The following is a 10,706-nucleotide window of genomic DNA, read 5'->3' on the forward strand; positions in this document are numbered from 1 at the left end:
CCCAAACTGCCTTGATTGCCGCTTACCAAGGGCCCGATGAGCATGATCACCCTGAAGCGCGTCGAGAGCGCGGCCGACCGCAAGGCCTTTGTTGACCTGCCGTGGACGCTCTATGCCAACGATCCCCATTGGGTGCCGCCGCTGAAAGGCGAGATGCTCGGCCTGATTGGCGGCATCAAGACCAACCCCTGGTTCGGCCATGCCGAAGCCGCCTTCTGGTTGGCGCTGAAGGATGGCCAGGTCGTCGGCCGCATTTCGGCGCAGGTCGATCAGCTGGTGATTGCGCCCGGCGCACCCGGCGGTGGCCCCGGCACCGGCCATTGGGGCATGTTCGAATGCATCGATGATGCAGCCGTGGCCAATGCACTGTTTGGCGCGGCGGAGGATAGGCTGCGCAGCCGTGGCATGACCCGGGCGCAGGGGCCGTTCAGCCTGTCGGTGTGGGACGAGCCGGGCCTTTTGGTGCAGGGCTTTGAAGGGCCGCCCACCGTGATGATGGGTCACCATCTGCCGCATTATGAGCGGCTGGTGACGGCGCGCGGCTATCAGGGGGTGAAGGATCTGCACGCCTGGTCACTGCCGATCGCCCAGCCGTTTCCGGAGATGGTGCAGCGCATCGTCGCCTTTTCCGAACGCAACGCCAAGCTGGTGACGCGGCCGGTGAACAAGGCGAAATTTGACCAGGAAGCCGCGCTGATCCTCGATATCCTGAACGACGCCTGGTCCGACAACTGGGGCTTCGTGCCGCTCACCCCGGCCGAAATCGCCTATGTCGGCAAGAAGCTGAAACCGATCATCTTTGAAAACCTGGTGCGCATCGCCGAATATGAAGGCGTGCCCGTCGGCTTCATGATCACCCTGCCCGACATCAACGAGCTGACCCGCGACCTCAATGGCAGCCTGTTCCCGTTCGGCTGGGCCAAGCTGTTGTGGCGGCTGCGCGCGCCACGCGTGAAGCGCATGCGTGTGCCGCTGATGGGCATAAGGAAGTCGCTGCAGGGCCACCGCGTCGCCAGCCTGATGGCGTTCCAGATGATCGAATATATCCGCCGCGCCTCCGTCGCCGAATTCGGCGCCAGCGAAGGCGAAATCGGCTGGATCCTGGATGACAACGGCCCGATGCGCTCCATCGCCGACGCCATCGACAGCCATGTGACGCGCACCTATCGCATCTACGAACGCGCACTCTGACGAAAAAGGGGGAGCGGTCGCCCGCTCCCCCCTCGTTCCCGGCAGTGTCGCCGGCTTATTTCACCGGCTGCAGCTTGATGCCGCGATAGGTGGGCGGGGTGTTGCCGCGCTGCACCAGCATCAGCACCGTGTCCTTGCCGGCCTTGCGCTCCGCGTCCACGGCGGCGGCGGCTTCGGCCGGGCTCGTCACCGGCTTCTGGCCGATCTTCAGGATGATGTCGCCGCGCTGCAGACCCTTGGCGGCCGCGTCAGACGATGGGCTGATGCCGGCAATCACCACGCCCTGCACCTTGTCGTCGATGCGCAACTGCTGGCGCAACTGGGCGGTGATCGGCTGCAGGGTGATGCCCAGGCTGGCCTTGGCCGCCTCGATGCCCGGTGCCTTGGTGGCATCATCGGCCGGCGTGTCGTCATCATTGGCGGGCAGGCCGGCGCGCTGGGCCACCACGGCTTCGGACGGCCGCTGCGCGATGGTGGCATTGATCGTCATGCGCTTGCCGTCGCGCAGCAGCTCGATCGGCACGGTGGAACCGATCGGCGTGGTGGCCACGATGTACGACAGGCTGTTGTCATAATCCACTTCGCGGCCCGCGACCTTCAGGATCACGTCGCCTTGGCGGACGCCGGCGCGGCCGGCCGGGCCGTTGGGTTCGACATTGGCGACAATCTCGCCCTTGTCCTTGGGCAGGCCCAGGCCGTCGGCAATGTCGCTGGTCAACCGCTGGATGGCGACACCAAGATAGCCGCGCTTGACGGCGCCCGTCGCCTTCAGCTGGTCCACCACCGGCTTGGCCAGTTCGGCCGGAATGGCAAAGCCCAGGCCGACATTGCCGCCGGTGGGCGAGAAGATCGCCGTGTTGATGCCGATGACATTGCCATTGAGATCAAACAGCGGCCCGCCCGAATTGCCCTGGTTGATGGAAGCATCGGTCTGGATATAGCGGTCATACTGGCCGGAACCGATGTCGCGATGCAGGGCCGAAATGATGCCGGCGGTCACGGTGCCGCCCAGGCCAAAGGGGTTGCCGATGGCGATGGACCAATCGCCGACGCGCACCGCCTGGCTGTTGCCGAACTGCACGAAGGGCAGGCCGCTGGCCTCGATCTTCAGCACGGCCAGATCGGTCAGCGGATCGCGGCCCACCACGCGCGCCTTGTACTCGCGGCGATCGGCCAGCGTGACCGTGATCGATTCCACCGGCTGGTTGCGGCCTTCACCGGCCGAAATCACGTGGTTGTTGGTGACGATATAGCCATCAGCGGCGATGATGAACCCCGAACCCAGGCTGGTCGCCTCGCGGGTGACCGGCTCGCCGCCGTCCTGCTGTTCCTGGAACCGGCGGAAAAATTCCTCCAGCGGGTTGCCGCCGGGCTGGCCGGGGAAGCGGCGCATGCGGCCGATTTCCACCTTCTGGGTGGTGGAAACATTGACCACGGCCGGGGCCAGACGCGCTGTCAGATCGGCAAAGCTGCGCGGCGCGCCACCGGGCGGCATGATCGCCGTGGCCGGGGCAACCGCATTCTGGGCCACGCCCTGCTGCGGCGCCTGGGCCACGGCAATGGCGGCCACACCGGTGGCCAGCAGGGCGGCGGGGATCAGATTGCGCATGATCTTGTTCGGCATGAGTCTCTTTCTGGTTGGCAGACGGATGACCGGCTTATGCGAACAACACGCCTAACCGTGCATGAACGGCGGTGAACGTTCAGCGATTGGTCTTCCGGCCTTCGAATTCGCGCAGGAATTCGTTGTTGGGCCCCAGCACCACCGTGGCGGTGCCGTCCTCGAACGTGGTGCGATAGGCCTGCATGGCGCGATAAAAGGCATAGAATTCCGGATCCTTGCCGAAACTGTCGGCATAGATGCGGGCGGCGGTGGCGTCGGCTTCGGCCTGCACGACCTGCGCCTGCTTCTGCCCCTGCGCACGGATGTTGGCGGCTTCCTGGGCGCGGGCCGATGCCATGCGGGCATAGGCCGCGTCGAGGGTTGCGCCCGACGGCAGATCGGCGCGCTTGATGCGCACATCGATGATTTCGGCGCCATATTGCTTGGCCTGCGTGTTCACGCTGGCCTGGATCTCGTCCATCACCTCGCCGCGTTCGGGCGACAGCAGCGCGGCAAAGGGCTGCTTGCCCAGTTCGTTGCGCAGCTTTGAGGCGAGGATCCGCTTCAGCGCATCGGCGGCATTCTCCTCGGTGCCCACCGTCTGCACCATCCGCTGCGGATCAACGATGCGGAACCGGGCAAAGGCATCCACCACCAGCCGCAGCTGATCGGTGGACAGCACGGTCTGCGCGTCCATGTCGAGGTCCATGATGCGCTTGTCGACAAAGCGCACATCCTCGATGAAGGGCACCTTGATGGCGAGGCCAGCGCCGCTTTCGCCAAAGGGTGCCTTGGGATCATATTCGTTCACGATCCGCTCCGGCTTGCCCAGCCGCAGCACCACGGCCTGCTTGGTTTCCGGCACGGTGTAGAAACTGGCCATGGCGAGCACGACGGCGGCAAAGCCGACCCCGGCGAGCAGCATGGGATTGCGCATCAGGCTGTCCATCATCTTGTCTCCTGGGGCTCAGCGGGCCGGGGCCGGCGCTTCGGCCGGGGCGGGCACGGCGCGGCGGCGCACCTCGGGCAGCGGCAGATAGGGCGCGACACCGGGGGCATCCACGATGGTCTTGTCCACCTTGGCCAGCACCCGTTCCATGGTTTCCAGATACATGCGCTTGCGCGTCACTTCGGGCGCCAGCCGATACTGGGCATAAACCGCATCAAAGGCCGCGGCATCGCCCTGGGCGCGGGCCACCACCGTCTGGGCATAGGTGCGGGCACGGTTGAGATATTGCTGCTCGTCCTGCTGGGCGGCCGAAACATCCTTGAAGGCGGTGTCCACCGCGGCGGGCGGATCGGCCTGCTTGATGTCCACCCCGCGCACGTCGATCCCGCTCTTGTAGCTGTCGAGCAGCTCCTGCATGCGGTCGCGCACCTGATCGGCGATCTGGGCGCGCTGCGGCCCCAGCGCGGCATTGAGCGAGGCGCGGGCAATCTCGGCCCGCATGGCGCTTTCCGCCACTTCGCGCACCGTCTTTTCCGGATCGGCCAGCTCATACAGGAAATTTTCCGGGTTCCGGATCTTCCAGCGCACGGCATAGGCGAGGTTGATCAGATTCTGGTCCCCGGTCAGCATCAAATTCTCGCTGGCGCCTTCGCTGGAGCTGATGTCGATGATGTTGATCTGTTCCACCTTGCGGCGTTCCACGGCATCGATCGGCCACGGCAGCTTGAAATGCAGGCCCGGCCCGTTGGAGGTGACATAACGGCCAAAGCGCTGCACCACCGCGCGTTCCTGGGCATCCACCCGATAGAAGCTGGTCAGGCCCACCCAGGCCAGCAGGATCGCCCCGCCCGCCCACATCAGCCAGCGGCCATCGCCCATATCAAGGCCGCCGCCGCCACCGCCGCCGCCACCACCGAACTGGCTGCGCAGCCGTTCCTGGCTGCGGCGGATCAGATCGTCGAAATCATTGCCCTTGCCGCCCCGGATCGGCGTCGGCTTGCGCGCCGGGCCGTCGCCCCAGGGGTTCACCGGCTTGTTCGCCTGCGGGCGCTGCGGCTCGCCATCGTCGGGCTTGCCATCTTCACCCCATGGGTCGCTGTTGTTCTGCCAGGGCATGGGCGTCGTTTTCCAGACCTTATCACTACAATCGAAACCACTATATACGACCCCGAACAGGGATTGCGAGGGCAAGCGGCGCGCCTGCGGCGTTTGTTGGCGGATAAAGAACGGAAATTCACCCCATGGCGATCAAGGATGATGTTTCGGCCGCGCTTGCCGGCCTGCCCGATCCGGCGGGCGGCGGCAGCCTGATCGCCACCGGCCGCGCCGCCGGCATCGTGGTCAAGGATGATGGCCAGGTCGGCCTGGTGCTGGCCGTTGATGGGCTGGACAAGACCGCCGCCGAACGGCTGCAGGCCACCGTTGAAGCCGCCATCCGCCGCGTGCCCGGCGTATCGGCCGCCCGCATCATCCTCACCGCCGACCGCGCCTCTGCCCCCGCCGGCCATGCCCGCCCCAAGGACACCACCGTCCCCGGCATCCGCAAGCTGGTCGCGGTGGCCAGCGGCAAGGGCGGGGTGGGCAAATCCACCGTCGCCGCCAATCTCGCCTTTGCCCTGGCCCGCGCCGGTCAGGCGGTGGGCCTGCTCGATGCCGATATCTACGGCCCCTCCGTGCCCACCCTGCTCGGCATCACCGGCCGCGCCCGGGTGGAGAATGACCGGCTGCAGCCCGAAAGCCGCCACGGCATCAAGGCGCTGTCGATGGGGATGATGACCGATCCCAACAAGGCCATCGTCTGGCGCGGGCCGATGGCATCCTCCGCCCTCGTCCAGATGGTCGAACAATGCGATTGGGGCGCATTGGACGTGCTGGTCATCGATCTGCCGCCCGGCACCGGCGACGTGCAGCTCACCCTGGCGCAGAAGCTCAAGCCCGATGGCGCCGTCATCGTCTCCACGCCGCAGGATCTCGCCCTCATCGATGCCCGCCGCGCCGTCGCCATGTTCGGTGAAGTCAATGTCCGCGTGCTCGGCGTCGTTGAAAACATGGCCGGCTATTGCTGCCCCCAGTGCGGCCATGTCTCCGACCCGTTCGGCCACGGCGGCGCCGAAGCCGAAGCCCAGGCCATGGGCGTGCCCTTCCTTGGCCGCATCCCGCTGCAGATGGCGGTGCGCAGCGCGTCCGAAACCGCCCAGCCGGTCAGCGGCGAGACCGGCGCCCAGTTTGACGAAATCGCCCGCAGCGTCATGATCACCGTCGGGCTCTGACATGCCGCTCACCGCCGATGCCGATATCGCCGCCCTGCTTCGGCAGACCCGCACCATCGCCCTCGTCGGCGCCAGCGACCGCCCCGAACGCGCCGCGCACGAGGCGATGGGCGTCCTCCTCGCCCACGGCTACCACGTCATCCCGGTCAACCCGCTGCTCGCCGGCCAGTCCATCCTGGGCCAGACCGTCGTCGCCACCCTCGCCGACATTGCCGAACCCATCGACCTGGTCGACGTGTTCCGCCGCAGCGAATTCGTGGCCGATGTGGTGGACGAGGCCATCGCTGCCGGCGCCAAGGCCATCTGGACGCAACTGGGCGTCTTCGACCCCGCCGCCGCCACCCGCGCCGAAGCCGCCGGCCTGACCGTGGTGATGGACCGCTGCCCGAAAATCGAACTGCGCCGGCTGGGTATTTCGAGAACGTAGAAATGCCTCCGGCGGCCAGGGTCGCGGACCCTGGACCCGTTCGTCTTCACGCGCACCCGCCCGAAACAGGTCCTCCCCAAACTCGTTTGGGGAGGTGGCAGCCCCGGCGAAGGCCGGGGCTGACGGAGGGGCCCACCTCAGCTGCCCAAGATGACCGCATTGCAACTGGCCGCCACCCCGGCCCCGGCGCACCATGTCCCCAACCATAGGGGACCATCCATGCGCACCACCCTCATCGCCGCCCTGCTGCTGGCATCACCCGCCGCCGCCGAAACCATCGCCATAAAGGCCGCCCGCGTCATCACCGATGCTGCCAAACCCGCCCTTGGCCCCAGCACCATCATCGTCACCGATGGCCGCATCACCGCCATCCAGCCGGCCAGCGCCGCCATCCCGGCTGGCGCAACCGTCATCGATCAATCCACCCGCACCCTCGCCCCCGGCCTCATCGATTGCCATGTGCACCTGACCGGCGATCCCGGCACGCCCTTCTGGCGCGAAGCGGTGGACAGCCCGGAACTCTCCGTCGCCTTTGGCCTGAAAAACGCCCGCATCACCGCGAGGGCCGGCTTCACCACCGTGCGCGATCTCGGCAGCGCCCGCCTTGCCGGCTTTGCCGTGCGCGATGCCATCAACGCCGGCCTATTCCCCGGCCCGCGCATCCTCGCCGCCGGGCCGGCTCTCTCCATCGTCGGCGGCCATGGTGACACCTCGGGCTTCCTGCCGGCGGTGAACGACGCGCTGGATCAGGGCAACACCTGCACCGGGGCCACCGAATGCGCCGCCCGCGTGCGCGAAGCCAGCCAGCGCGGCGCCGATGTGATCAAGTTCACTGCCACCGGCGGCGTGCTCAGCCAGCAGGGCCGCGGTCTCGATCAGCATTTCACCGACGATGAAATGCGCAGCATCGTCACGACCGCTCACAGCCTCGGCCTCAAGGTCGCCGCCCACGCCCACGGCCCGCGCGGCATCGAGGCGGCAGCGAAAGCCGGGGTCGATTCCATCGAACATGGCAGCTTCACCGACGAAGCCGGCGCCAAGGCGCTGGCCGCCAACGCCAAGGCAGGAGGAGGGGGCTGGCTTGTCCCCACCCTGCTGCCGTTCCGCGCCACCGCCGAACGGCTCGGCAGCGGCGCCTACACGCCTGTGGTCGAAGCCAAGGTCCGCGCCATCCTCGAACGCCGCGGCAAACAGATCATCGCCGCCCGCGCCGCCGGCGCCCGCATCGCCTTCGGTACCGATGCCGGCGTCTTCGAGCATGGCCGCAACGGCCAGGAAGCCGCCGACATGGTCGAATTTGGCGGCATGACCCCGCGCGAGGTGCTGATCAGCGCCACCACCGGCGCTGCCGACCTGCTCGGGCTGTCTTCTGAAATCGGCACACTGGAACCCGGCAAAGCCGCCGACATCATCGCCACCGATGGCGACCCGACGGTGGACGCCAGGCAACTGGCCCAGGTGCGCTGGGTGATGGCGCGCGGCAAGGTCGTGGAATAGGCGGCCCGCCGCCTCAGGCCTTTTTCTTCACCGCCTTCTTCGCCGCCGGCTTCCTGGCTGCGGCCTTCTTTGCCGGCGCCTTCTTGCCCTTCTTGGCCGGGGCCGCCGCTGCCCGGGCGGCGAGCAGGGCCACCGCTTCCTCCAGCGTCACCGCCGTCGGTTCGGCACCCTTGGGCAGGGTGGCGTTGGTGGTGCCGTCGCTCACATAAGGCCCATAACGGCCGGCCAGCACCTTCACCGCCGCGCCGCTTTCGGGATGCGCGCCCAGTTCGGCCAGCGCCGTCGCCGCGCCGCGCACCGGCCGCCCGCCATTGGCCTTGGCCGCGGCGGCTTCGGCCAGCTTCACCACGGCGGCGTTCATGCCGGTTTCAAACACCTCCGCCGTGTTGGCCAGCCGGGCATATTTGCCGGCGTGCGCCAGATAGGGGCCATAACGGCCGATGCTGGCGGTGATCGGCTCGCCGGTTTCCGGGTGCGGGCCGATCTGGCGCGGCAGGTTCAGCAGTTTGAGCGCCCAGCCCAGATCCTCCGGCCCCGCAATCTCCACATCCTTGGGGATGGAGGCGCGGGCCGGCTTCTCGCCCTCCCCGCGCTGCACGAAGCGGCCAAAGCGCCCCGAACGCAGCGTCACCATCTCGCCCGTGTCGGGATCGGTGCCCAGTTCCACCGGGCCATCATTGGCCTGTGCTCCGCCCTCGCTGGCAAAGGGCCGCGTGTATTTGCACTCCGGATAATTGGAGCAGGCCACAAACGCCCCGAACCGCCCGGTCTTCAGGCTCAACCGCCCGGCGGCGCAGCGCGGGCACAGGCGCGGGTCCACCCCGTCCCCCTTGTCCGGAAACAGGAAGGGCGCCAGATATTCGTCCAGCGCCGCCGTGATGTCCGACGGGCGCTGCTCCATCACCTCGGCGGTCTTCGGCTTGAAATCCGCCCAGAACGCCCGCAGCAATTCCAGATAACTGGCATCGCCGGCCGACACATCATCGAGCTGGGTTTCCAGCCCGGCGGTGAAATCATATTCGACATAGCGGGCAAAGAACCGCTCCAGAAAGGCGGTGACGAGCCGGCCCTTCTCCTCGGCGAAAAACCGGTTCTTCTCCACCCGCACATAGGCGCGGTCGCGCAGCGTCTGCAGGATGGAGGCATAGGTGGATGGCCGGCCGATGCCCAGTTCCTCCAGCCGCTTGACCAGCGTCGCTTCCGAAAAGCGCGCCGGCGGCTCGGTGAAGCTCTGGATCGCCTGAACGCTCTTCGATGCGCAGCGATCCCCGCCGGCCAGGCGCGGCAGGCGGGCGCCGTCCTCATCATCGTCCGCCGGCTCATCCCGCGCCTCGGTGTAGAGCGCGAGGAAGCCCGGCGTGATCACCACCTGCCCGGTCGCCTTCAACCCATGGCGGCCATCATCATCAAACAGGTCAACCGTGGTGCGCTCCAGCCGGGCGCTGGCCATCTGGCTCGCCACCGTGCGGTTCCAGATCAGGGCATAAAGCCGCTCGGCATCCGTATCCCCGCGCCCCGGCCGGCGCGAGAAATCGGTCGGCCGGATCGCCTCATGCGCTTCCTGGGCGTTCTTGGCCTTGGTGGCATAAAAGCGCGGCTTTTCCGGCAGCACTTCGGGCTTGGCCCCATAATCCCGCGCGATCAGATCGCGCACGGCGTTCAACGCCTCGGCCGCGATCTGCACGCCATCGGTGCGCATATAGGTGATGTGGCCATCCTCATAGAGGTTCTGCGCCATCCGCATCGTGTGGCTGGCGGTGAAGCCCAGCCGCCGCGCCGCCTCCTGCTGCAGGGTGGAGGTGGTGAACGGCGGCGCCGGGTTGCGGCTCACCGGCTTGGTCTCCACCGTGCGCACCGTAAAGCCATTCTTCTCAATGGCTTCCCGCGCAGCATTGGCTGCAGCATCGTTCAGATCAAACTGGCCCAGCTTCTTGCCGTCCAGCACGGCAAGGCGCGCCTTGAAGGTGGCGCCGTTGGGGGCGATCATCTCGGCCTCCACCCGCCAATATTCGCGGGCCACGTGCGCTTCGATCTCGCGCTCCCGCTCCACCACCAGGCGCAGCGCCACCGATTGCACCCGGCCCGCGCTCTTGGCGCCGGGCAGCTTGCGCCACAACACCGGAGACAGGGTGAAGCCCACCAGATAATCCAGCGCGCGCCGCGCCAGATAGGCATCGATCAACGGCTGATCCAGATCGCGCGGGGCGGCCATCGCCTTGGTCACCGCGGCCTTGGTGATCTCGTTGAACGTCACCCGCCGCGCGCCGCCCTTCGGCAACGCCTTCTTGGCCTTCAACACCTCCAGCAGATGCCAGCTGATCGCCTCCCCCTCGCGGTCAGGGTCGGTCGCCAGGATCACCTGATCGGCGCGCTTGGCGGCATCGCGGATGGCGGTCAGCTGCCGGGTGCGGTCGGCCGAAACCTCCCACTCCATGGCAAAATCCGCCTCCGGATCCACCGATCCATCGCGCGGCGGCAGATCGCGCACATGCCCGAAACTGGCCAGCACCTCATAGCCGCTGCCCAGATATTTGTTGATGGTCTTCGCCTTGGCCGGCGATTCAACGATAACGAGTTGCATATATCCTCACGTGTACGCGCGAGGGTGGGGCGGGGTTGCGACGGGCGTCAAGGGGGGTGTGGTCGCAGGGACCATGGCCAACATCACGCTCTGGGGTTCTGAACGATCCGTCTCAATCCGGAATGGTCCACATTTGGCCGTCCCCCAACCTGGGCACCTCCATTAACTCAGCTGAGCACCGCGCCGGA

8 protein-coding genes are annotated in these 10,706 nt (G+C 67.2%); 4 read left to right on the forward strand and 4 right to left on the reverse strand.

What is annotated here, in order from left to right:
• Positions 1-36 precede the first annotated feature (36 nt).
• A complete protein-coding gene (locus CHU93_RS11795) occupies positions 37-1,191 on the forward strand; it encodes an N-acetyltransferase (RefSeq protein WP_094474286.1) in 1,155 nt (384 codons plus the stop codon).
• Positions 1,192-1,246: 55 nt separating this feature from the next.
• Here CHU93_RS11795 and CHU93_RS11800 read toward each other — a convergent pair whose 3' ends face one another.
• The 3 genes from CHU93_RS11800 to hflK all read right to left on the reverse strand — a co-directional run bounded on the left by CHU93_RS11800 (position 1,247) and on the right by hflK (position 4,859).
• Positions 1,247-2,800 carry a Do family serine endopeptidase gene (locus tag CHU93_RS11800; protein ID WP_094474312.1) on the reverse strand — a complete coding sequence of 518 codons (1,554 nt, stop codon included), beginning with the start codon at positions 2,798-2,800 and terminating at the stop codon, positions 1,247-1,249.
• A gap of 94 nt (positions 2,801-2,894) precedes the next feature.
• Positions 2,895-3,743 (reverse strand): protease modulator HflC, encoded by an 849-nt coding sequence (gene hflC, locus CHU93_RS11805; protein ID WP_086116111.1) that lies wholly within the window; start codon positions 3,741-3,743, stop codon positions 2,895-2,897.
• Between the two features lie 18 nt (positions 3,744-3,761).
• Positions 3,762-4,859, reverse strand: a complete 1,098-nt coding sequence (gene hflK / locus CHU93_RS11810) for an FtsH protease activity modulator HflK (RefSeq protein ID WP_086115334.1) — start codon at positions 4,857-4,859, stop codon at positions 3,762-3,764.
• A 125-nt stretch (positions 4,860-4,984) separates the two neighbouring features.
• Between hflK and CHU93_RS11815 the strand changes: the two genes are divergently transcribed.
• The 3 genes from CHU93_RS11815 (at position 4,985) to CHU93_RS11825 (ending at position 7,937) form a co-directional block, all read left to right on the forward strand.
• Complete coding sequence (locus CHU93_RS11815; RefSeq protein WP_094474288.1) at positions 4,985-6,013, forward strand: Mrp/NBP35 family ATP-binding protein; 1,029 nt, start codon at positions 4,985-4,987, stop codon at positions 6,011-6,013.
• Between the two features lies 1 nt (position 6,014).
• Positions 6,015-6,440, forward strand: a complete 426-nt coding sequence (locus CHU93_RS11820) for a CoA-binding protein (RefSeq protein ID WP_094474290.1) — start codon at positions 6,015-6,017, stop codon at positions 6,438-6,440.
• A 219-nt stretch (positions 6,441-6,659) separates the two neighbouring features.
• Positions 6,660-7,937, forward strand: coding sequence for a metal-dependent hydrolase family protein (locus CHU93_RS11825; RefSeq protein ID WP_094474292.1), 1,278 nt, complete (start codon positions 6,660-6,662; stop codon positions 7,935-7,937).
• 13 nt (positions 7,938-7,950) lie between these two features.
• On the opposite strand, the gene topA is transcribed toward CHU93_RS11825, so the two are convergent.
• Positions 7,951-10,518, reverse strand: a complete 2,568-nt coding sequence (gene topA / locus CHU93_RS11830; RefSeq protein WP_094474294.1) for a type I DNA topoisomerase — start codon at positions 10,516-10,518, stop codon at positions 7,951-7,953.
• Positions 10,519-10,706: the final 188 nt, after the last annotated feature.

The sequence above is a fragment of the Sandarakinorhabdus cyanobacteriorum genome (assembly GCF_002251755.1).
GTDB lineage: Bacteria > Pseudomonadota > Alphaproteobacteria > Sphingomonadales > Sphingomonadaceae > Sandarakinorhabdus > Sandarakinorhabdus cyanobacteriorum.

Bases quoted from the DNA above. Each gene is read 5' to 3' on its own strand.
- CHU93_RS11795 (WP_094474286.1), top strand. From the start codon at position 37: ATGAGCATGATCACCCTGAAGCGCGTCGAGAGCGCGGCCGACCGCAAG.
- CHU93_RS11800 (WP_094474312.1), bottom strand. From the start codon at position 2,800: ATGCGCAATCTGATCCCCGCCGCCCTGCTGGCCACCGGTGTGGCCGCC.
- hflC (WP_086116111.1), bottom strand. From the start codon at position 3,743: ATGGACAGCCTGATGCGCAATCCCATGCTGCTCGCCGGGGTCGGCTTT.
- hflK (WP_086115334.1), bottom strand. From the start codon at position 4,859: ATGCCCTGGCAGAACAACAGCGACCCATGGGGTGAAGATGGCAAGCCC.
- CHU93_RS11815 (WP_094474288.1), top strand. From the start codon at position 4,985: ATGGCGATCAAGGATGATGTTTCGGCCGCGCTTGCCGGCCTGCCCGAT.
- CHU93_RS11820 (WP_094474290.1), top strand. From the start codon at position 6,015: ATGCCGCTCACCGCCGATGCCGATATCGCCGCCCTGCTTCGGCAGACC.
- CHU93_RS11825 (WP_094474292.1), top strand. From the start codon at position 6,660: ATGCGCACCACCCTCATCGCCGCCCTGCTGCTGGCATCACCCGCCGCC.
- topA (WP_094474294.1), bottom strand. From the start codon at position 10,518: ATGCAACTCGTTATCGTTGAATCGCCGGCCAAGGCGAAGACCATCAAC.